General features: G+C 73.7%; 18 protein-coding genes. 9 read left to right on the top strand and 9 right to left on the bottom strand.

Annotated features, from left to right (window positions below):
- Positions 1 to 158: 158 nt before the first annotated feature.
- The 6 genes from BBH68_RS05295 to BBH68_RS05270 are packed head-to-tail and all read right to left on the bottom strand — an operon-like array spanning position 159 to position 7,519.
- Entirely contained in the window at positions 159 to 2,612 is a 2,454-nt protein-coding gene (locus tag BBH68_RS05295; RefSeq protein WP_245737902.1) for an acyl-CoA dehydrogenase family protein, read from the bottom strand.
- Positions 2,609 to 2,926, bottom strand: a complete 318-nt coding sequence (locus tag BBH68_RS05290; protein ID WP_065959216.1) for an acyl carrier protein — start codon at positions 2,924 to 2,926, stop codon at positions 2,609 to 2,611. Before BBH68_RS05290 ends, BBH68_RS05295 begins: the two co-directional genes overlap by 4 nt.
- Positions 2,923 to 4,638, bottom strand: coding sequence for an acyl-CoA dehydrogenase family protein (locus BBH68_RS05285; protein ID WP_065959215.1), 1,716 nt, complete (start codon positions 4,636 to 4,638; stop codon positions 2,923 to 2,925). The genes BBH68_RS05290 and BBH68_RS05285 overlap by 4 nt, the downstream gene beginning before the upstream one ends.
- Positions 4,635 to 5,465: an acyl-CoA thioesterase gene (locus tag BBH68_RS05280; protein ID WP_065959214.1), complete on the bottom strand. Its 831-nt coding sequence runs from the start codon at positions 5,463 to 5,465 to the stop codon at positions 4,635 to 4,637. The genes BBH68_RS05285 and BBH68_RS05280 overlap by 4 nt, the downstream gene beginning before the upstream one ends.
- 6 nt (positions 5,466 to 5,471) lie before the next feature.
- Positions 5,472 to 5,738 carry a MoaD/ThiS family protein gene (locus BBH68_RS05275; protein ID WP_065959212.1) on the bottom strand — a complete coding sequence of 89 codons (267 nt, stop codon included), beginning with the start codon at positions 5,736 to 5,738 and terminating at the stop codon, positions 5,472 to 5,474.
- Positions 5,735 to 7,519, bottom strand: coding sequence for a fatty acyl-AMP ligase (locus BBH68_RS05270; protein WP_065959210.1), 1,785 nt, complete (start codon positions 7,517 to 7,519; stop codon positions 5,735 to 5,737). Before BBH68_RS05270 ends, BBH68_RS05275 begins: the two co-directional genes overlap by 4 nt.
- A 235-nt stretch (positions 7,520 to 7,754) precedes the next feature.
- On the opposite strand from BBH68_RS05270, the gene BBH68_RS05265 reads away from it, so the two are divergent.
- The 8 genes from BBH68_RS05265 to BBH68_RS05230 all read left to right on the top strand — a co-directional run bounded on the left by BBH68_RS05265 (position 7,755) and on the right by BBH68_RS05230 (position 15,523).
- Complete coding sequence (locus BBH68_RS05265) at positions 7,755 to 9,176, top strand: MFS transporter (protein ID WP_079150817.1); 1,422 nt, start codon at positions 7,755 to 7,757, stop codon at positions 9,174 to 9,176.
- Between the two features lie 14 nt (positions 9,177 to 9,190).
- Complete coding sequence (locus tag BBH68_RS05260; RefSeq protein ID WP_079150816.1) at positions 9,191 to 10,642, top strand: cytochrome P450; 1,452 nt, start codon at positions 9,191 to 9,193, stop codon at positions 10,640 to 10,642.
- Positions 10,643 to 10,784: 142 nt separating this feature from the next.
- Complete coding sequence (locus BBH68_RS05255; protein WP_065959208.1) at positions 10,785 to 11,081, top strand: hypothetical protein; 297 nt, start codon at positions 10,785 to 10,787, stop codon at positions 11,079 to 11,081.
- Entirely contained in the window at positions 11,078 to 12,028 is a 951-nt protein-coding gene (locus BBH68_RS05250) for an acyl-ACP desaturase (protein WP_065959207.1), read from the top strand. Before BBH68_RS05255 ends, BBH68_RS05250 begins: the two co-directional genes overlap by 4 nt.
- Positions 12,004 to 12,480, top strand: a complete 477-nt coding sequence (locus BBH68_RS05245; RefSeq protein ID WP_065959205.1) for a holo-ACP synthase — start codon at positions 12,004 to 12,006, stop codon at positions 12,478 to 12,480. Before BBH68_RS05250 ends, BBH68_RS05245 begins: the two co-directional genes overlap by 25 nt.
- Entirely contained in the window at positions 12,467 to 12,856 is a 390-nt protein-coding gene (locus tag BBH68_RS05240; RefSeq protein WP_245737901.1) for an acyl-CoA thioesterase, read from the top strand. Before BBH68_RS05245 ends, BBH68_RS05240 begins: the two co-directional genes overlap by 14 nt.
- A 32-nt stretch (positions 12,857 to 12,888) precedes the next feature.
- Positions 12,889 to 13,902, top strand: a complete 1,014-nt coding sequence (locus BBH68_RS05235; protein ID WP_065959201.1) for an alpha/beta fold hydrolase — start codon at positions 12,889 to 12,891, stop codon at positions 13,900 to 13,902.
- 10 nt (positions 13,903 to 13,912) lie between these two features.
- Positions 13,913 to 15,523 carry an AMP-binding protein gene (locus BBH68_RS05230; RefSeq protein ID WP_065959199.1) on the top strand — a complete coding sequence of 537 codons (1,611 nt, stop codon included), beginning with the start codon at positions 13,913 to 13,915 and terminating at the stop codon, positions 15,521 to 15,523.
- A gap of 105 nt (positions 15,524 to 15,628) precedes the next feature.
- Here BBH68_RS05230 and BBH68_RS05225 read toward each other — a convergent pair whose 3' ends face one another.
- The 3 genes from BBH68_RS05225 to BBH68_RS05215 all read right to left on the bottom strand — a co-directional run bounded on the left by BBH68_RS05225 (position 15,629) and on the right by BBH68_RS05215 (position 19,206).
- The gene (locus BBH68_RS05225; RefSeq protein WP_076970981.1) at positions 15,629 to 17,107 is read right to left on the bottom strand and encodes a hypothetical protein; all 1,479 of its coding nucleotides are present in this window, start codon (positions 17,105 to 17,107) and stop codon (positions 15,629 to 15,631) included.
- Positions 17,108 to 17,282: 175 nt separating this feature from the next.
- Positions 17,283 to 18,506 carry a DUF4032 domain-containing protein gene (locus BBH68_RS05220; RefSeq protein WP_065959196.1) on the bottom strand — a complete coding sequence of 408 codons (1,224 nt, stop codon included), beginning with the start codon at positions 18,504 to 18,506 and terminating at the stop codon, positions 17,283 to 17,285.
- A 106-nt stretch (positions 18,507 to 18,612) separates the two neighbouring features.
- Positions 18,613 to 19,206: a TetR/AcrR family transcriptional regulator gene (locus tag BBH68_RS05215; RefSeq protein WP_065959194.1), complete on the bottom strand. Its 594-nt coding sequence runs from the start codon at positions 19,204 to 19,206 to the stop codon at positions 18,613 to 18,615.
- A 98-nt stretch (positions 19,207 to 19,304) separates the two neighbouring features.
- Between BBH68_RS05215 and BBH68_RS05210 the strand changes: the two genes are divergently transcribed.
- On the top strand, positions 19,305 to 20,172 hold an 868-nt coding region (locus BBH68_RS05210; protein WP_065959192.1), incomplete at its 3' end, for an SDR family oxidoreductase.

The following is a 20,172-nucleotide window of genomic DNA, read 5'->3' as shown; positions in this document are numbered from 1 at the left end:
AGGCCGCCCCGCCGAGACAGCCTCATCGAGACAGCCCCACCGAGGCCGCCTCACCCGGCCCGCCTCGCCGGGCCCGCCTCACCCGGCCCGCCCCGCCGAGGCCGTGGGCCCCGCGCCGTCGCGGGGCCCACGGCTCTCGGCCCGGGCCCGGACCCGGGTCAGGCGGGGCGCCGCGCCGCGACCAGCCGGAGGCCGAGCGCCGCGTCGTCCCACGCGGCCCGCACATGGCCGAGACCCGCCGCCGCCAGCACCCCCTCGACCTCGCCCTCGTCCGGCACCCGCCCGCCGGCGAGCGCCAGGTCCAGGCGGGCCGCCGCGGCCCCCAGGGGGCGCTTCGGCGGCAGCGGGCACGGCAGGACGACCCAGCCGCCGGGCAGCAGCGCCGCCACGGCAGCCTCGACGGCCGGCCGCAGCTCCCCGGCCGGCACCCCGGCCGCGGGCAGCCAGGCGAGCGCGAGCCGGTCGCCCTCCGCGAAGCCCGCCGGGCCCGCGACGCGGACCCGTACCTCCCCACCGCCCGCGCCGCCGACCAGGACCGCGTCCGCGGCCACCGGCTCCGGCTCCAGCGCGAGCACCGGCACGAACGGGATGTGCCGCGCCAGCTCGACCGCCGACCGGCCGCCGTCCCCGGCCGCGCAGCCCACCTGAGCCCCCGGCCGGTCCAGCAGCACCGGCAGCCCCTCGAGCCTCCCCAGCAGGGAGTTGACCAGCGCGTCCGCGAGCGGCGCCGCCTCCCCACCGCACCCGGCCGGCGCCGCGCCGCCCGGGTCCGGCTTCCCGCCCCGCAGCCGGGCCCCGCCGTCCAGCGCGCGCCGCAGCCGCGCGGCGAACGCCGAGGCGCGCGGGCCGCCGATCAGCACCCGCTCCAGGCCCTCGGCCACCGCGTAGCGACCCTCGCCGTCCCGGTGCGCCACCGAGGCGCGCACCAGCGCCTCCAGCAGCCCCTCGGCCAGCGCCGGCGGCAGATCCCCCGCCGCCTCGCGCGCCGTGCAGGGTTCCAGCAGCCGGGCCAGCAGCCCGGTCTCCCGCGCCACCCCGCACGCCAGCAGGCCCCACGCCCCCTCGGCCAGGCCCGCCAGCCGCCCCTCGACCAGGCCCGCCGGGCCCTCCGGCAGCGCCTCGGGCGGCCGGCCCGCCCGTACGGCCGCCACCAGGGCGTGGGCGCGGTCGAGCAACGCGGCCACCGCGCCGCGCGCCTCCGCGCCCCCGGCGACCGTCTCCCCGACTTCCGCGTTCCCGGCGACCGCGCCCCCCGCGTCCGGCCCGGCCGCCGCGACCACCGCCCGGGCCGCCTCGGCGAACTCCCCGCCGCCGTCGTGCGCGGCGGCGTGCAGCGCCCACCACCCGTCCGCCAGCTTGGCGACGGCGCGCTCGGCGGCCTCCTCCCGCACCCGCCGCCCCTCCAGGCCCACGATCGTGCGCTGCCCCAGCTGCATCAGCAGCATCTCCTGGGAGCCCTGGCCGGAGATCAGGCCCAGGATGTCGCGCATGAAGCGCTCCCAGGGGAACGCCGACATGTACGCCTCGCCGCCCTGAAGACTCATCACCAGCTGGCCGACGCGCAGCGCGCACTCCGACGCGTGGTGCTTGGCGACGGTGGCGAACTCGTCGAAGTACGGGTCGCGGTCCGGCGACCGGGTGCCGTCCAGCGCCCGGTAGACGCTCGCGCGGGCGGACTGCAGCAGCATGCGCAGCTCGCCGACCGACCGCTCGACGTTGGGGTAGTCCAGCACCCGGCGCCCGCCGCGCCTGCGCGCGGACAGCGCCTCGACACAGTTCTCGATCACCCCGTCCAGCGCGCCCAGCACCCCGCACGCGCTCATCGTCCGGCGGATGCGCGCGTAGGTGTTCAGCTCGCTGAGCGCGTCGGCGCGCCACAGCAGCCGCGTCCGCGGCAGCCGCACCTCGTGCAGGATCACCTGGCCCAGGCCCAGGGTGTGCATGCCCATGGTGTCCATGGGCACGGGGGTGACGCCCGGGTCGTCCTTCTCGACCAGGAACGCCAGCATGTCGTTGGACGCCTCGTCGCGCAGGAAGAGCACGAAGAGGTCGGCGAACGCCGCCCCGGCCAGGAAGCGCTTGGCGCCGTTCAGCACCCATGTGTCGCCGTCCAGCCGCGCCGTGGACCGGTAGTCGTACGGGTCCCGGCTCTCGTACGCGCCCTGCACCCCGAAGCGCCGGCCGGCCACCAGGTCCGGCACATAGGTCTCGATCAGCTCCGGGGTGCCGCTGGACAGGATCAGCTCGGTGATCTCGACGCTGATGTCGAGCAGCACGGCGAAGCCGGGGTCGCGCGAGAGGCGGGCGACCTCCTCGACCACCACGCCCCAGGCGAGCTTGTCCCGCCCCTCGCCGCCGATCCCGGCCGGCAGCGAGAAGCCCAGCAGCCCCAGCGCGCCGGCCTGCTCGAAGACGCGGTGGTCGAGCGGCCGGTGCTCCTTGTTGCGGAAGTGGGAGCCGGGGTTGGCCACGTCCAGGACGAAGCCCCCGAACCGCCGCCGGGCCTCCCGCCTGACCTGCTCGACCTCGGCGTCCAGGGTGCGGTGGCCCGGGTGGGCCCGGTTCATCACATCGGCGGCGTGCGCCCGGGGCCCTGGGCGGCGGGCCGTCACGCCCCGGCCCCCCTCGCCCCGGCCTCCCCCGCCTCGCGCTCCAGCTCGCGCACCAGGTCCTGGAGCGTCTCCTCGCCGAGGAACCGTTCCAGCGGAATGGTGACGTCGGTGCGCTCCTCGACCTCGACGGACAGCTGGGCCGCGGTGAGCGAGTCGATGCCGAGCTCGCCCAGCGGCCGGTCGGCCGGCAGCCGCCGCCCGTCGAGGCCGAGCAGTTCTCCGATCAACGAGGGCAGCCAGGCGCCGGTGGACTCGGCGGTGCCCTCGCGGTGTTCGGTGGTGATGGCGTCCTCCTGGGTACGGGCTGGTCTCATAGCGGTACGGACCCCCGGGAGCGCGGCGCGAGCCGCAGCGGCACCAGGGAGAACGCCCGGTCGTCGTCGTCAAGGTCTTCGAGCCGGCGCACCAGCCGCTCCTCGGCCTCCCGGTCCGGGCCCGCCGGGAGGCCCAGCCGCTCCAGGACGCGGCGCAGCGCGGCCGAGAGCCAGGCCCGGTCGGCGGCCAGGCCGCCCAGCGCCTCCCGGCGCCGCAGCCAGGTGTGCAGACAGCAGGCGCCGGCGTGCACCAGACAGTGGCGGCGGGCGGCTTCGTACGCGTCGGAGGTGCGCCCCGCCCCCAGCGCGCGCAGCGTCTCCCGCGTCTCGTCGCGGACCTTCAGCAGGGTGTGGCCGAGCGCGGCCAGCTCCTGGTCGTCGCCCAGCTCCGCCACCGCCTCGTCGAGGAGGTCGACCACCTCGTCGGCGCCGCCGTAGGTGAGCGAGGGCCGCTGGTCGCGGGGGGCCACCGGGGTCACCGGCTCGCCGAACCCGAACAGCAGCGGCAGGGGCACCTCGGGCCGTCCCCCGGCCCGCCGCCGCGCCCCGCTGACCAACTGGGTGCGGACCGTGTCCAGCTGGACCAGCTGGGTGCCCTCGAACACCGGGGTGATCGCCACATCGCGCACCAGCTTCTGGAACGCCCCGCCGGCGACCCCCTCCCGCAGATGGGCGCGGGCGCTGAGCACCTCGCCGCAGGCGTCCACGGCGTCCACGCACAGCGCGGGCACCACGTACTTCGCCACCGCCGACCACAGCGCCATCCGCTGCCGCGCCACGTCCAGGGCGCGCGCCGCGGCCAGCGCGGTGCACTCCGCGACCAGCAGGTCGGCGAAGCCGCGCGCCAGCAGCGAGCGCACCGGGGCCAGCGCCAGCGCCGGCTCCCCGTACAGCACCCGCCCGCGCGCGTGGCGCAGCGCGATGCGCAGCGCCGTGTCGGCCACGCCGAGGCCGGTGCCGCCCACCAGGGTCCGGGTGAACTGGAGCATGCCGGTGACCATCTCGATGCCGCGGCCCGGCCGCCCCAGCCGGGCGCCGGGGCCGACCCGGCAGTCCTCGAGGACGAAGCCGCTCAGGTCGTGGCCGCGCAGTCCGTGGGTGGGCACCTTCGGCAGTCTCCGCACCCCGGCGCCGCCGAGGGCCTCGAAGTCCACCAGGAACAGCCCGAAGGACGGCTCCGAGGCGGCCAGCACGGTCGCGAACGAGGACCGACCGCCGTTGCCGACCAGCCACTTCTTCCCGTTCAGGACGAATCCGTCGCCCGTCGGGACGGCACGGGTGGCGGTGGCCAGCAGATCGCTGCCCGCCGCCTCCTCGCTGATGCCGGCGGTGCCCCAGGCCCGGCCGAGCGCCAGCTCGGCGACCCGGCGCCGCTGCGCGTCGTCGCCCCAGATCCACACCGGCGCGGTGGCCAGCAGCGTCGAGCCGAACCCCACCGGGACCGCCGGCTCGCGGCGCGAGGCGGCGCGCACCACGGCCAGCAGCGACTCGAACGAGCCCATGCGGCCGCCCTCGGCGACCGGCACCAGGTGCTCGTGCAGCCCGGCCGCCCAGGCCGCCTCGTACGCGGCGACGGGCTCGGCCTCCAGGTCGTCCGCGCGCACCCCGGCGGCCAGCGACATGCCGGTGCCGGGGTCGAACGGGCAGCCCAGCGCCCGTTCCAGCTCCTCGGCCGCCGCGAAGGTGGGCAGCGGTACCCCTGCCCCGGTCATACGCGCTCCACCACGATCGCGTACGGCCCGCCGCTGTCGTCCTCGGCGAGCCCCAGCTCATGGACGAACGCGAGCCCGCCGCCGTGCCGGTAGGCGGTGGTGCGCACCCGCAGCAGATCCCACAGCTGCCCGGCCCGCAGCCAGGTCGCGTCGACCCGGCGGATCCCCTCGGCCAGCGCCCGGCGCAGCTCGGGGGCGCTCCCGCCGTGCCGCAGCACGCACTCCTCCCGGGCGCCGCCCGCGAACCCGAGGGACTCGACCCAGTACCACTGGTCGGCCACCTCGCAGTGGTGGCGGTGCACCCGGAAGGCCGTGGTGTGCGAGGCGATCCGCTCGCCCTCACGCTCGAACGCGCCCAACAGCCCGCGCACCGGCGACAGATACGGGGAGCGCTCGACCTCGTCCTCGTGGAAGCCCGCCACGAAGGAGTCGGGCAGGGTGGTCGGCGCGCCGGAGAGCGCCTGGTCGCCGGTGAGCCGCAGCGGCACCGAGGCGGCGCGGGTGCGCACCGCCACGCCCGCCGGGCCCGAGACCGTCATCTCCATCTCCAGCTGGGAGGCGCGCGGGCCGCGCACCCGGGCGCGCACCTCGACCCGCGCCTCGTCGGCGTCGTGGAACCGCAGGGGCTGGTCGTACTCGAGCTGCCAGGCCCACAGCACGAAACCCACCCGGTGCTCGGACACCAGCGTGCGGTGGCCGCACACGTGGTCGCGCAGCCAGCGGGTGCCCGCCTGGAAGGCGAGCCGCCCGACGGCGGTGGGCTGGAGCCGGTCCGGGGTGAACAGGCTCGCGTCGAGCACGACCTCGTAGGCGGAGCTGCGCGGCATCGGGGGCTAGCCTCCGGAGATCGCGGTGACGATGTCCACCCGGTCGTCCTCGGTGGCCTCCCGGTCCAGCTCGTCCGGCGTGAGCTTCTCGCCGTTGAGGGCGATCAGATGGGTGGCGCGCACGCTGCCCTCGCGGTCCATCAGCACCTCGGCCAGGTCCGGGTAGCGCTCGGTCAGGGCGGTCAGCCCGTCGCGCACGGTGGCGCCGCCGACCTCGATCTCGTTCTCGTAGTTCGTGAACCGGAGCAGCACGCCCCGCACCTTGAAGATCACTGCGAATGCCCCTTCGGGGGAGTGGTGGCCTGCGGGGGAGTGGTTGCCTGCCAGCGCGCGAGTTCGTCGAGTTCGCCGGCGAGGAAGTGGCGGCGGGCCAGCCAGCGCTGCACCTTGCCGCTCGACGTCTTGGGGATGGTCCGCGGCCGCACGAGGACGACGGCGTACGGCGGGATGCTCAGCTCCATCGAGACGGCCCGCCGGATCGCCTCGACGGTCGCCGCGTGCCGCTCCGGGTCCGCCGGGTCGGCCTCGTAGACCAGCACCAGCCGCTCGGCGGCGCCCTCGTCGTCCTCGACCGCGAAGGCGGCGCCGCAGTTGCGGCGGATGCCGGCGACCTCGGCCTCGCAGACCCGCTCGATGTCGACCGGGTGGTGGTTGCGCCCGTTGACGACGATCAGGTCCTTCAGCCGCCCCGCCGGGAACAGCTCCCCGTCCAGCAGGAAGCCCAGGTCGCCGGTGCGCAGATACGGGCCGTCGCCGGCGGCGGTCGTCGCGCCGAAGGTGGCCTCGGTGTCCTCGGGGCGCCGCCAGTAGCCGTCGGCGACGCTCGGCGAGTCGACCCAGATCTCGCCCACGGCGCCCTCGCCCAGCGGCTCGCGGGTGGCCGGGTCGGCGATCAGCAGCCGGGTGCCGGGTCCGGGCGGGCCGCAGCTCACCAGCGACCTGGCGCGCTCCGCCGGCCCGGCCGGGCGGGCCGTGCCGTGCGCTTCGAGCGCGTCGCGCGCGACCGGCACCGAGCGCCAGCCGCTCAGCGGCTTGCCGCCGGTGACCAGCAGCGTCGCCTCGGCGAGCCCGTAGCAGGGGTAGAACGACTCGGCCCGGAAGCCGCAGGGCGCGAAGCGCTCGGCGAAGCGCGCCATGGTGTCGGCGCGGACCGGCTCGGCGCCGGTGAAGGTGAGTTCGACGCCGGACAGGTCCAGGCCCTCCAGGTCCGCGTCCTTCGCGCGCCGTACGCACAGGTCGTAGGCGAAGTTGGGGCCGCCGGTGATCGTGGCCCCGTAGCGGGAGACCGTGCGCAGCCAGGACAGCGGTCGGCGCAGGAAGGTCACCGGCGACATGAGGGTGACCGGGATGCCGGTGGCCAGCGGGGTGAGGATGCCGCCGATCAGCCCCATGTCGTGGTACGGCGGCAGCCACAGGCCGCCCGAGCTGCCCGGGTGGATTCCGAAGGCGTGGGCGATCTGCCGGGCGTTGGCGATCAGCCGGGCCTGGCTGAGCATGACGCCGCGCGGCAGGGCGGTGGAGCCCGAGGTGTACTGGAGCAGCGCCAGCCGGTCCGGCCGGTCCGGGGGCAGCGGGCCGGGCGCGTCCGCCGGTTCTGGCAGGTCGGTGGTGATCAGGCGGGGGGTGCGGCCGGCGAGGGCGGTGGTGAGCCACTCCGCCATGAGCGGCGCGATGTCCGAGGTGGTCAGGACGGTGTCCGCGCCGGCGTCCTCGATGATGGCGGCGAGGCGGGGCAGCGTCCGTGTGAGGCGCGCCGGGTCCGGCGGGAAGGCGGGCACCGCGGGCACTCCCGCGTAGAAGCAGCCGAACAGCCCCGCCAGGTAGTCGAGGCCGGGCGCGAAGAGCAGCAGCGCCGGGCCGGGCGGGCCCTCGGCGGCGGCCAGGAGGCGGGCGGCGACCGCCCGCGCCCGGGCGTCGAGCCGGGCGTATGTGATCTCGGTGGCCGACTCGTCCGCGTCGACGAACCGGTAGGCGAGGGCGTCGGGCGACCGCTGTGCCCGCATCCCCAGCACCCGTGTGAAGCTCTCGGCCTCACCGCCGTCCAAGCCAGCCAACTGAGCCGTCTCCCCCCGTGATCGACACGGCGAGCAAGTGTTACAGCAGTGTTGACGGGTCGTCAACGATCTTCTGCGGAACGGGTGTTGTGGATCAAGGTGGTTGTTCCACGGGACTGGGAGGGGGGCCTCAGGGGGGATTGACACTCGCGGGTAACAACGAGCATCGTGATCAGCCTCACCGGGGTGAGGGAACGGTGCCCCAGACCGCCCGCCTGTCCAGGAGAGGACGCGGATGACCGAGTTACCGGTCGCTCCCGAGGGAACGCGGGACGCCGTGGCGAACGGACCCGCCGCCAAGCCGCCCCTCGGGCTGGTCCTGCTGTGCTGTCTCGGCGCGTTCGTGGCGTTCCTGGACAGCACCATCGTGAACGTGGCGTTCCCCAACATCGCCGAGGACTTCGCCGCCACGGACCTGCCCACCCTGTCCTGGGTGCTCAACGGCTACAACGTGGTGATCGCCGCGCTCCTCATGCCCGCCGGCCGGGCGGCCGACCGGCTCGGCTGTCGGCGGGCCTTCGCCGTGGGGCTGACCACCTTCACCCTCGCCTCCGCCGTCTGCGGGATCGCCGGCTCGGCCGCGGTCCTCATCGGCGCCCGGCTGGTGCAGGCGCTCGGCGCCGCGATCCTCGTCCCCACCTCGCTCGCGCTGCTGCTGCCCATGTTCCCGATGGCCAGGCGCCTGGTGGCGATCACCCTCTGGAGCGCGTCCGCCGCGCTGGCCGCGGGGATCGGGCCCGGGCTCGGCGGGCTGCTCGCCGAGCACTGGAGCTGGCGGGCGGTGTTCTGGGTGAACATCCCGATCGGGATCGTCGCCGTATGGGCCGGCCGGCACCTCGCCGAGCAGCGCGAACGCGGCGGCCCCACCCCCGATGTGCTGGGCGCGGCACTGCTCGGCGGCTCCCTCGGCCTGCTCGCGCTGGGTCTGGTCAAGGCCCCCGACTGGGACTGGGCGAGCGCGCGCACCCTCGGCTGTCTGGCCGCCGGGGCGGTGCTGGCGGTGGCGGTGGTGGCGCGCAGCGCACGCCACCCGGCCCCCGTCGTCTCCCTCGACCTGCTGCGCTCGCGCAACGCGGTGGGCGGCAACATCGGCTCGATGCTGTTCTCGGTGACCTTCTACGCGGTCATCCTGAACAACATCCTCTTCCTGACCGGCCACTGGCACTGGTCCCTGCTCACCGCCGGCCTGGCCACCACGCCCCCGCCGCTCGCCACGGCCCTGGTCGCCCGACCGGCCGGCCGGCTCGCCGAGAGGTTCGGCGACCCCCTGGTCGTCATCGCCGGCTGTCTCATCTACATCGGCGGGACCCTGCTGCTGTTCTGGGGCGGCGGGCAGGACCCGGACTTCCTCACCCACTGGCTGCCCGGGGCGGCCGTCATGGGTGTGGGCGCCGGCCTGGTCTGGCCGGTGCTGGGCGGGGTGGCCCTGGCCGGGGTGGAGCCCAGCCGGCTGGCCACCGCCAGCGCGGCCAACGCCGCCTTCCGCCAGCTCGGCGCCGTCCTCGGCACGGCGCTCGCGGTGTCCATCGTCACCTCGGCCGCGGGGGACCCGCTGGGCGGGGCCCGTAACACCTGGTACCTGTCGATCGGATTCGCCTGCGCCGTCGCGGTGCTCGCCGCCGTGACCGTGCGCCGCGTCACGGCGCCGAAGGCCTGACAACGGAGGTGGGGATGGCGACCAACACCAGCGCGGCGGCCCAACCGGCCGGCGTGAGCGGGGCGACCGGCGTGAGGGACACGCCGTGCGCCGCCGGGACATGGCTGTTCGGCTCGACGGCCGACCTGCTGGGCGACCCGCTGGCCGCCTATCTGCGGGCCCGCCGCGAGCACGGCGACGTGGTCCGGTTCCGCGCCGGCCCGCCCGGGCTGCGGCGGGAGATCTACGGCGTGTTCTCCGCCGAGGGCGCCCAGCAGGTCCTCGCCACGGAGGCGGCGAACTTCCGCAAGGACAACGCGATCTACGAGGAGTTACGGCAGGCCCTCGGCAACGGCCTGCTCACCAGCCAGGACGAGGACTACCGGCGCCAGCGCCGACTCATCCAGCCGCTCTTCACCCGCCGCCGGGTCGAGGGATACGCCGCCTCGGTCACCGCCGAGGCCACCGCGCTGGCCGACCGCTGGCGGACGGGCCCCGGCGCCACCGGCGGCACCGTCGAGCTGGTGGAGGAGATGCACGGGTTCGCGCTGCGCGTCGTCGGCCGCGTCCTGTTCGGCGCCGACGTCGAGCAGACCACCGAGGTCGTCCGGGACAGCCTGCCCCTGCTCAACGAGCGCGCGCGGGCCCGGGCGCTGGCCCCGGTGAGGCTGCCCGGCGACTGGCCCACCCCCGCCAACCGCCGCGCCGCCCGGGCCCAGGCCGCGCTGTACGCGCTGTGTGACGCGATCATCGACAGACGGGCGGGCGAGTCGCGGGGCCAGGCGCGCCCGAGCGGGCCGGAGGGCGGCGCCGAGGACCTGCTCACCCTCCTCATGCGCGCCGAGAACGCCGAGGACGGCAGCCTGAGCCGCGCCGAACTGCGGGACCAGGTCCTGATCTTCCTGCTCGCCGGGCACGACACCACCGCCACCGCGCTGACCTTCGCCCTCCACCTTCTGGCCCGCCACCCTGACGAGCAGCGGCGGGTGCGCGAGGAGCTGGACGGGGTGCTCGACGGGGGCCGCGCCCCCGCGGCGGCGGACGTGGCCTCGCTGCCCCGCCTGACCAGGGTGCTCAAGGAGGCCATGCGGCTGTTCCCGCCGTCCCCGGCCGTCAGCCGGCTCGCCGTGGCCGACTCCGCCATCGGCGGCCGTCGCGTTCCGGCCGGTGCCGCCGTCCTCGTCAGCCAGTGGGTGGTGCACCGCCACCCCGCCTACTGGGAGGACCTGGAGCGCTTCGACCCGGAGCGCTTCACTCCGGAAGCGGAGGCCGGCCGGCCGCGCTACGCGTACTTCCCGTTCGGCGGCGGACCCCGGGCGTGCATCGGGCAGCACTTCTCGACCTTGCATTCGGTGCTGAGCCTGGCGACGCTGCTGCGGGCGTACGAGGTGGCAGACGCCACCGACGGCGGCGCCATTCCGCTGGGCGCCGGGATCACCCTGCTGACGAAGGGACCGGTGCCGATCCGTGTGCGCCCCCGTACCTAATTGGCGGCATTGCCGCGATATCACCGGACAGACGGAATCAGTAAGTCGGATTGCCGCACTCCGTTTGTTCCGGTTGGCATCAACTGGACTTCTTTCCCCATCGCTTGGCCGAAAGAGTCGAAAGCCAGTACGCTGCTGAGTCATGGTCACACCTGAGGTAGAGCCTTACATCCGGCAGAAATTCGCAGAGAACGCGGGCCTCACGGAAGAGCAGCTATTCGCGGCCGACGCGACATTGGCCGACGTCATCGCGACCAGCCCGCGAATGACCAACAGCATCGATCTCATGGAAGCGTTCGCGCGCACCGCAAACGCATTGCGCAAGGACTACGGAGTGCGGGTGCGCCTCCCGGCGCTGCCTCTCGACACCCCGATATCGACCGTGCTGAAGACCTTCCTCGAGGAATTCGAGCGCCAGAAAAAGGAGGCGGCCGCATGAGCATCGCCGAGACGGACCGCGCCTCGTCCCCGGTCATCCGCCGGCCGGCCGCCCCCGCCGGGCCGCCCGCCATCATCACCGACCTCTACGACGCGCTGACCAAGCGCGGCATGTCCCTGGTCGACGTCACCTGGGAGCAGCAGCGCCTGCACGAGTCCCGGCGGTGGAGCGTCGTGGAGCTGCTGGAGGCCGTGGACCTGGACAGCCTCACCCCGCTCGACCGCAATCTGGTGTGGAACGCGGGCCGGGCCGAGCTGACCACCAAGCCGGGCGCGGACCGGCTGGAGCGCCAGGCGGAGGCCGAGGTCCGGCGCTGGCAGGACAAGAACCCGACCGTCGCGTCGATCATGGAGGCGTGCGGCACCTGGAGCCGCTACTGGAACGAGGAGGAGGCCCACCACGAGACGGTCTTCAACCGGCTGGCCGACCTCAGCGGGATGGAGCCGATCTCCGACGAGACCTTCATCCAGTTCCGCCAGGTCTTCCCCGACGACGACATGCTCCGCACCCTGGTGCTGCTCGCCATCTCCGAGATCACGGCCGCGGTGAACTACGGCCAGTGCCAGCACGTCATCCAGGACCCGGGGCTGCGCCGCATTTTCAAGCAGGTCGCCGCCGACGAGATTCAGCACCGCAACTACTTCGTCGCCTTCGCGAAAGCGCTCGTGGACAGCGGCGAATACCCCGCCAAAGACGCGTTCGCGGTGGCCCACCTCTTCCTCCGCGAGGACGGCGAGCTCCAGGGCAGCGCCCGCAAACAGCTCGAACAGCGCGGTTCGCACGTGAACTGGTGGGACCAGCTCGAAACGGGTGACCAGGACTTCCGTCCCGAGGCGCTGGAGAAGAAGGAGCAGCTCATCTGCGGCGCCCTGAAGAAGATCACCGGGATCGAGGTCCATTCCCGTGAAGAAGTCGAGGACACGTGGATGGATCTCGTCGGGAGCTGATCGGCCTGGGACACGACCTCCAGCTGATCAGTGAACTGGAGGTCGCCTCCTCCCTCCGCGAGCCGGATGTCTTCTTCACCCCCGGGGAACTGCGCCGCTTCGCCTCGGCGGTCTCTCCCCTGGAGAGCATGGCGGGGGCGTTCGCGGCCAAGGAAGCGCTTTTCAAAGCACTTCCGGCGGCGGGCGAGACCTGGTTCTGGACCGAGGCCGAGCTGGTCCACGACCACCGCGGGGCCCCGCGGTTCCAGGCCCATGGAGCGCTGGCGGGCCATCTGGCCCGGCACCGGCTGCGGGTGAGCGTTTCCCTCTCGCACAGCGGCGGCTATGTGTCCGCCGTGGTCATGGTGACCGGCGGGACCTCGGCACTGACACGTTTCCTCAACACGACCAATCGGGCGGTACGACGTGTTCTTCGGCGAATCCCGGCTGACGCTGCCGGTGCGCCCCAATGACCTCGATGCCCTGGGCCATGTGAACAACGCGGTCGCGCTGGAGTACCTGGAGGCCGCGCGGTGGGACTGGCTCGGCCGGCAGGGGCTGGTGCACGGCGACCGCATGATCGCGGTGGTGGCCCGCACCGAGATCGACTACCTGGCGGAGATCCCGCGCGGCCAGGTCGAGGTGCGCACGGCCCTCGAGTCGCCGACCGCGGAGGAGTTCGACGAGGACGACATCACCTTCCGGGCGCGGTTCCGCCAGCGCCTCCACCTCCCCGAGGTGGACCGCCCGGCGGTGGACGCCCTGGTCACCGTGGCCTTCCTGGACGCCGCCCAGCGGTGCCTGGTCTCGATGCAGGACTTCCTCACGGCGTCCGCCGTCTCCCGGTGAACCGGACTGAGCGAGCAGGAAGGGAGAGCGCGATGAGCACGGCAGGCGATCAGGACCGCACGGCGCGGATCGCGGAGACCGAACGCTGGGTGCCGACCTCCGGCGGCCATGAACTGCACCTCAGGGAGGCGCGGCCGGCCGGCGGCGGCGAGCGGGCGCCCGGAGTGCTGTTCCTCCCGGGGCTGTTCTCGGACGGCGGGTTCTTCCTGGGCAGGTCCGGGCAGGGGCCCGCGGCGGCGTTCCTGGACGAGGGGATCACCGCCTACGTTGCCTCGCTGCGCGGCCACGGCCCCAGCCGCCGGCCCCAGCGGTTCGCGTACGACTGGGACTTCGACACCTATGTGCGCCATGACATCCCCGATCTGATCCGGGCGGTGTCGGCGACCCACACCGGGCCGCTGTTTGTCCTGGCGCACAGCATGGTCGGCTACGCGGCCCTGGCCGCGCTCGGCGTCGAACCCGACCTGCAGAAACGACTCGCCGGGGTGATCACCGTCTCCTCCGCGGTCAACGACTACAGCGACGGCGGGCTGTCCAAACGTGCCCAGATGACGTTTTCCTCGGTGATCTCCCGCCTCCTCGGGCGGTTCCCGGCCCGCGCGCTCAAGCAGGGCCGGTGGGACGAACCGGCCGGGCTGATGCGGCAGTTCACCGACTGGGCGCCGTCCGGCGCCTTCCGCAGCGCCGACGGGCGGACCGACTACTGGCAGGCCCTCGGCCGGGTGACGCTGCCGGTGCTGGTCGGGATCGGCGCGGGCGACTCCTTCCACGCCTCGCCCGCCCGGGCCCGCAAGCTCGCCGACCACCTCGGCGGCGCCACCGAGTTCACCGTCTTCGGGCGGGAGACCGGGCTGAGCTGGGACCCCGGCCACGTCGATGTGCTCCGCGGCGCCCGCGCCCAGGAGCAGGTGCTGCCCAAGTTGGTGGCGTGGACCCGCGGCATCGCCCCGCGGGGCGGCGCCACCGGTGACGCCGCCGGCCGCACCCCCGACGACACGACCAAGCCCGAAGACACGACCAAGCCCGACGACACGACCGAGGAGTAGGAGAGGCGCGGTGCTCGAGTACATCCAGCGCAACCAGGAGTGCCCGCCCGAACGGGGCCTGTACCTGTACGACAAGTTCATCGACCCGCCCGAGTTCATCAGCTACCAGGACTTCCCGGAGCAGGTCGCCGCGTACGCCGACTTCTTCCGCGACCAGGGGATCGAGCCGGGGACCCGGGTGCTGTTCCCCTTCGAGACCTCCAGCGCGGTGATCTTCGCCTTCCTGGGCCTCATGGAGCTGGGCGCCGTCCCGCTGTCGGTCAAACCGCTGGTCCTGGACACGCCGAGGGCCGCCTACCTGGACTTCATCGGCCGGGTCGCCCGGGACTACGACGCGGCCCGCGTGCTCCAGGTCCCCACCCTGGACACCCTCGACCTGCCCGCTCCGGGCCTGCCGCTGCCGCCCGCCGGGATCCGCGAGCCCGGCGCCCGGCTGCGCACCCCCGCCGCCGACGAGCCGGCGTTCGTCCAGTTCTCGTCCGGGTCCACGTCCTTCCCCAAGGGGATCCCGGTCCGGCAGGACATGCTCCGCTCCAACCTGACCATGATCACCCGTACGGACGGCCGGGTCCCCGAGGAGCGGGTCAGCAGCTGGCTGCCGCTCTACCACGACATGGGGCTGGTCGGCGGCCTGCTGTCCTGCCTCGCCGTGGGCTGCGACCTGCTGCTCGCCGAGCCGATCACCTTCCTGTTCGACGCCCGCGGCTGGTGGGAGCACATGGCCAGGGAGGGGGTCGCGGGCACGGTCATCCCGAACTTCGCGGTCGACTACTCCCTCAAGCTGATGCAGGACCTCGACGCCGACGAGATCGCCGAGATCGACCTGTCCCGGGTGCGGTCGATCTACCTCGGCAGCGAACCCATCAACCTGCCCAACCTCAACGCCTTCCTGGACCTGATGGCCCCCGCGGGGCTGCGGCGCGATGTGTTCATGCCCTGCTACGGCATGGCCGAGGCCGTGCTGCTGGTGTCCAGCCGCCCGGTGGGCAGCGAGATCCGGGTCGTGCCGTCCCCCTCCGGGGTCCCGGCCGTCTCGGTGGGCCGGCCGATGCCCGAGTACACCGTGCGCCTGCGCGACGAGGAGGGGCGGGTGTGCGCGGAGGGCCGGCTGGGCGAGATCGAGGTGGCCGGCGGCAGCCTGGCCGCCTCCTACCTCGACAAGCAGGCCCCGCTGGTCGGCGACGACGGCTACTACGCCACCGGCGACATCGGATTCCTCGACGACGGCGAGCTGTTCATCACCGGCCGCATCAGCGACCGGATCAAGGTCGGCGGCCAGAGCTACTTCGCCTCCGACTTCGAGCAGGCCGTGGAGCGGCTGGACTTCGTGCGCGACGGCCGCACCTGCGTCCTGCAGATCGGCCAGGACATCGTCGTCCTGGCCGAGGTGGACCGCACCGCGCGCGACGATGTCGAGGGCAGCCGGGCCCGGATCGTCGACCACCTGGTGAAAACGGTCGGCGTGACCGTACGCTCCTCGGACGTGCACTATCTGCGCCCCGGCCAGCTCGAGCGCACCAGCAGCGGCAAGCTGCGGCGGCGCGCGATGGCGGAGGCGTACGAGCAGGGGCGGCTCAAGGGCCTGACCCTGGACCCGCCCACAGGCGGCGCGGGCGGCTGACGCGAACCGGCCGACGGGCTCCGCCCCAGACCCCCGTCCAGGGGCGGAGCCCGTGCCGTGCGGCCCAGGGCCGACAGACCCTGGCCGCGTCCCGAGGCCCCGGGGCTACTTCGCGCCGAGGACCAGGGCCAGCGGCGACTTCCTGCCGGAGTCGGTCGAGGGCTTCGAGGCGCTGGTGTTGCCGATGTAGAGCCGCCCACCGGCGTAGACCAGCTCCCGGTGCAGCGCCACGCTCTCGATGAACGCGGTCTCCTCCGGGTTCTGCATCAGCTTCTTCTTCTCGTACGACTTCGTGTCGACGCGCCAGACCGCGCCGCCCTGGCTGAGTGTGGCCTCCTGGTAGGCGATGAGGGAGCCGTCCTCGTCGAGCCTGACCGGCACCAGCGGGCCGCCCTCGGCGCCGTCGGCCTTGGCGGTCACCTTGCCGGTCCGCAGATCGATGGCGACGATCTCGTTGGACGGGCCCGACGCGGCGCCCGCGCGGTAGTCGGTGGCCAGGTAGAGGGCGTGGGCCGCCTTGTCGACGACGATCTCGGAGCAGCCGCCGACCTTGGTCGCGTCGCAGTCGGCCTGGTACTTACCGCCGCCCATGCCGAACTTGCTCAGCAGCTTCCCCTCCTTGGCGCTGTCGTCGACCGCCAGGAAGTCGGAGACCCCGCTCCCCGACGAGTCGCCCGCGTTGACGCCGACGACCAGCGGATCGGTGGACACCACATGGGCGTACTTGATGCCCGGCGTCACCGGGTACGAGGACTTCACCGCCCGCGTCCTCGGGTCCACCGTCTGGACCTCCAGCCGCGGGCTGCCGGACTCCCCGCACTCGCGCACCGCGACCAGCTTCGACCCGTCGCCCACATAGCCCTTGTCCGAGCAGTCCGCGTCCGAGTCCGGCATCCACAGCGGCTTGCCGTCGACCGACCAGGCCGCGCCACCGCTGATGCCGCCCGCGGCGACGGTGTCGCCGCCGATGGACACCTCGTCGAACATGATCGGCCGGTCGGAGGCCAGCTCGCCGGTCTCGCGGCCCTGCCTCGTCCAGACCAGCTTGCCCTTCTTCAGGTCCACCAGGCCGACCTGGGTGCAGACCGGGTTGTCCTGCGCGTCGTCCTGGAACAGGACCGCGGTCAGCCCCGCCTCCGTGACCCGCGGTGACGACCAGCACAGCTCGCCGTCGAGCGGGATCTCCCACGAGGCGGCGCCCCCGGTGAGCGGATAGCCGACGATCTTGTTGACGTCCGCCTTGACGAGGTTCTTGTCCGTCACCCACATGCCCGGGGTGTTGACCATCTCGTCGACCCTGGGCATCGGGACCTTGCCCAGCACCCGCGCCTCGACGGCGCCGTCCGCCGAGTCGCCGCCCTTCCCGCCCCCGCCGTCGCCGGAGCCCCCGTCCACGGCGAGCCAGACGCCACCGGCGACCAGCGCGAGCGCCACCGCCGCGCCGACGACGACCCCGACGGGCGACTTCGACCGCCGGCGGCGGCTCGCCCGCCCCCCGCCCGGCGGCGGCGCCATGGGCGGCCCCGCGGGCGGTGACACCGGCGGCGGATAACCGGGGCCGGGCGGCGGAGGCGGCTGGGACATCGCAATTCTCCTTCTCGCAACGGGCGATCGCACCGGTCGCACGAACAGGTGGCCCGGCGGCGAGAAGGATTTCTATCAAACGACCGCCATTCCCGCACTCGGCGGGGTCCGGATTCCGGGAAATCCGCAGTTCACGCCATTACTGATCCGAATTCCAGTGGAAATGTTCCGCGGATTATTTTCCGAATCGGGCCTGCCGGGGGCCGAGCACCGTCCGTATGTAGTCCTCGACGGCGGCCTCGAGCCCCACGTCCCGGCCCTCGCGCTCGCACAGCATCCAGCGGTGTTCGAGCAGTTCGGAGTAGATCTGCGCGACATCGGTCGAAGCCCGCAGCTCCGGCGGCACGGCCCGCACGGTGGGCCGGAAGACGTCACGGACCCAGCGGTGCGCGAGCACCTCCGGGCGCGCGCCGAGCGGATCGCCCGGAGCGTAGTCGTCCTGCGAGACCATCCATGTCTCCAGGTCGTTGAGGAGGCTGCGCGCCTGATTCTCCTCCGCGTCGAGACCGGTCAGCCGCAACAATTGCCGCTGATGATGTCCGGCGTCCACGACTTTCGGCAGAAAAGTGACCGTATCCCCGTCCGGAGAGCGCTGGATCTGCATTTCCGCGACATCGAAACCGAGGTCGTTCAGCCGCCGCACCCGACGGTCGATGTAGTGGCGCTTGGCCAGCGGATAGACCGACTCCCGGGTCAGCTCGTGCCACAGCTCCTCGTACCGCTCGACGATCTCCCGGCCGAACAGCACCGGATCCACGGACGGGTGCAGCGACCCGCCCGCCTCCAGGTCCATCAGCTCGCCCGCGATGTTCACCCGCGCCACCTCGACGTCGTAGTCGCGCTGCCCGTCCGACAGCCGCGGATGGAGCTGTCCGGTCTCCGCGTCCACCAGATACGCGGCGTACGCGCCCGCGTCCCGCCGGAACAGCGTGTTGGACAGCGAACAGTCGCCCCAGGCGAACCCGCTCAGATGCAGCCGCACCAGCAGCACGGCGAGCGCGTCGAGCAGCCGCTTGATCGTGCCGGGCCGCATCGTCGTCTCGAACATCGACCGGTACGGCAGCGAGCCCACCAGATGGCGGGTGATCAGCGCGGGCTCCAGCAGCGCACCGCGCTCGTCGGTGCGCCCCGTGACCACCGCGAGTGCGTCCACGGCCGGCACGGCCAGCCGGTCCAGGTCGCGCAGCAGCCCGTACTCCCGCACGGCCGCCCACTCGCCGACCTCCTTGACCGCGACCACCTCACCGCCCGCCCGCGCGAAGCGCACCACATGGCGGGAGATGCCGCGCGGCAGCGCGACCAGGTGCTCGTCCGGCCACTCCTCCAGCGGGACGTTCCACGGCAGATCCAGGAGGGCGGCCGGGTGTTCGGGGGAGGTCGCGGTGATGTTGAGGTCCATGGCACACAAGTGACACACCGGCGCGCCCCGGAGTCCAGGCTTCGGCGCCCGGCAGCGATGTGCGTCACACACCGGGCCGGTCGCCGGTTGCCGTGCCGGTGGCCGCTCAGACCACGGTGTCCAGCCCGCGGATCAGGCGGGCGCCCTCGCGGGTCATGATCTCCGGGTCGCGCAGGGCGTGGGACAGCAGGGACATGCCCTGGTACGCGCCGACGAGCGCCAGCGCCGGCCCCTCGGGGTCGGCCGCGCCCAGCTGCCGGTACTGGTCCTCGACCCAGGTCAGCAGCCGCCGTATGACCTGGCCCGCCATGACGCCCGGCCCGTCGTCGTCGCGCTTGCCGAGCTCGGTGGCGAGGGTGCCGGTGGGGCAGCCGTAGCGGGCCGCGGTGTCGCGTCCGTCGACCCACGCCGCCACCAGGCCCTTGAGGCGCTCGCGCGGATCGGGGAGCCCGTCGAGCCGGTCGGTGAGGGTCTTCAGGTGGTCGACGTGCTCGGCGAGCGCGGCCTCGACCAGCTCGTCCTTGGTCTTGAAGTAGTAGTAGACGTTGCCTGCCGGGACCTCGGCGGCGCGGGCGATGTCGGCGATGGTCGTGCGCTCCACGCCCTGCTCGTGCAAGACGCGGGCCGCGGCGGCCGTCAGCCGCTGCCGCTTGCCGGCGGCCTTCCGGGGGCGGGGCGGCGCATCTTCTGAGTCAGTCACCCGACTCACTATAGACAGCGAGGGGCTCGGACGTGCTAGCGTCTCGCCGTACCGAGTTAGTCAGTCGACTAACTAATTTTTTGGAGCGGGAGACGGACATGATCGTGGTGACCGGTGCGACCGGAAACGTCGGGCGGGCGCTGGTGCGGATGCTCACCGAGGGCGGGCACGCCGAGGGCGGGCACGCCGATGGCCGAGTGTCGGTGACGGCCGAGGGCCGGGTGCCGGTGACGGCCGTGGCCCGGCACATCGCCGACGCCGATGTGCCCCCGGGCGTCCGGGCGGTGGCCGCCGACCTGGCCGAACCGGCCGGGCTGCGGGACGCGTTCGACGGGGCGCAGGCGCTGTTCCTGCTCGTGGCGGGGGAGGACCCGCGGGGAATCCTGGAGGTGGCGAAGACCGCCGGGATCCGCAGGGTGGTGCTGCTGTCCTCGCAGGGCGCGGCGACCCGCCCGGAGGCGTACGGCCACCCGCGCCTGTTCGAGGCGGCAGTACGGGAGTCGGGTCTCGACTGGACGGTCCTGCGGTCCGGCGGGATGGCCGGAAACGCCTTGGCCTGGGCCGAGTCCATCCGTACCCGGCGGGAGGCCGCGGCCCCGTTCGGCGACGTAGGACTGCCCTTCGTCGACCCCGAGGACGTGGCCGCGGTCGCCGCCGCCGCCCTGCGGGACCCGGACGCCCACCGGGGCGCCACCTACACCCTCACCGGGCCCGCCCCCACCACCCCGCGCGAGCGGGCCGCCGCCATCGCGGCCGCACTGGGCGAGCCGGTGCGCTTCACCGAGCAGACCCCGGAGGAGGCCCACGCGCTGATGGCGCGCTTCATGCCGCTGCCCGTGGTCGAGGGCACCCTGGCCATCCTGGGCGCGCCGACCGACGACGAGCGGCGGGTGAGCCCCGACGTCGCCCACGTGCTGGGCCGCGCGCCCGGCACCTTCGCCGCCTGGGCCGAACGCAACGTCGCGG

The sequence above is a fragment of the Streptomyces sparsogenes genome (assembly GCF_001704635.1).
Taxonomy (GTDB): Bacteria; Actinomycetota; Actinomycetes; order Streptomycetales; family Streptomycetaceae; genus Streptomyces; species Streptomyces sparsogenes.
Note: the sequence above shows the minus strand (reverse complement) of the source record. Positions and strands in the feature narration are given on the sequence as shown.

Bases quoted from the DNA above. Each gene is read 5' to 3' on its own strand.
- BBH68_RS05290 (WP_065959216.1), bottom strand. From the start codon at position 2,926: ATGAGACCAGCCCGTACCCAGGAGGACGCCATCACCACCGAACACCGC.
- BBH68_RS05285 (WP_065959215.1), bottom strand. From the start codon at position 4,638: ATGACCGGGGCAGGGGTACCGCTGCCCACCTTCGCGGCGGCCGAGGAG.
- BBH68_RS05280 (WP_065959214.1), bottom strand. From the start codon at position 5,465: ATGCCGCGCAGCTCCGCCTACGAGGTCGTGCTCGACGCGAGCCTGTTC.
- BBH68_RS05265 (WP_079150817.1), top strand. From the start codon at position 7,755: ATGACCGAGTTACCGGTCGCTCCCGAGGGAACGCGGGACGCCGTGGCG.
- BBH68_RS05260 (WP_079150816.1), top strand. From the start codon at position 9,191: ATGGCGACCAACACCAGCGCGGCGGCCCAACCGGCCGGCGTGAGCGGG.
- BBH68_RS05255 (WP_065959208.1), top strand. From the start codon at position 10,785: ATGGTCACACCTGAGGTAGAGCCTTACATCCGGCAGAAATTCGCAGAG.
- BBH68_RS05250 (WP_065959207.1), top strand. From the start codon at position 11,078: ATGAGCATCGCCGAGACGGACCGCGCCTCGTCCCCGGTCATCCGCCGG.
- BBH68_RS05235 (WP_065959201.1), top strand. From the start codon at position 12,889: ATGAGCACGGCAGGCGATCAGGACCGCACGGCGCGGATCGCGGAGACC.
- BBH68_RS05225 (WP_076970981.1), bottom strand. From the start codon at position 17,107: ATGTCCCAGCCGCCTCCGCCGCCCGGCCCCGGTTATCCGCCGCCGGTG.
- BBH68_RS05220 (WP_065959196.1), bottom strand. From the start codon at position 18,506: ATGGACCTCAACATCACCGCGACCTCCCCCGAACACCCGGCCGCCCTC.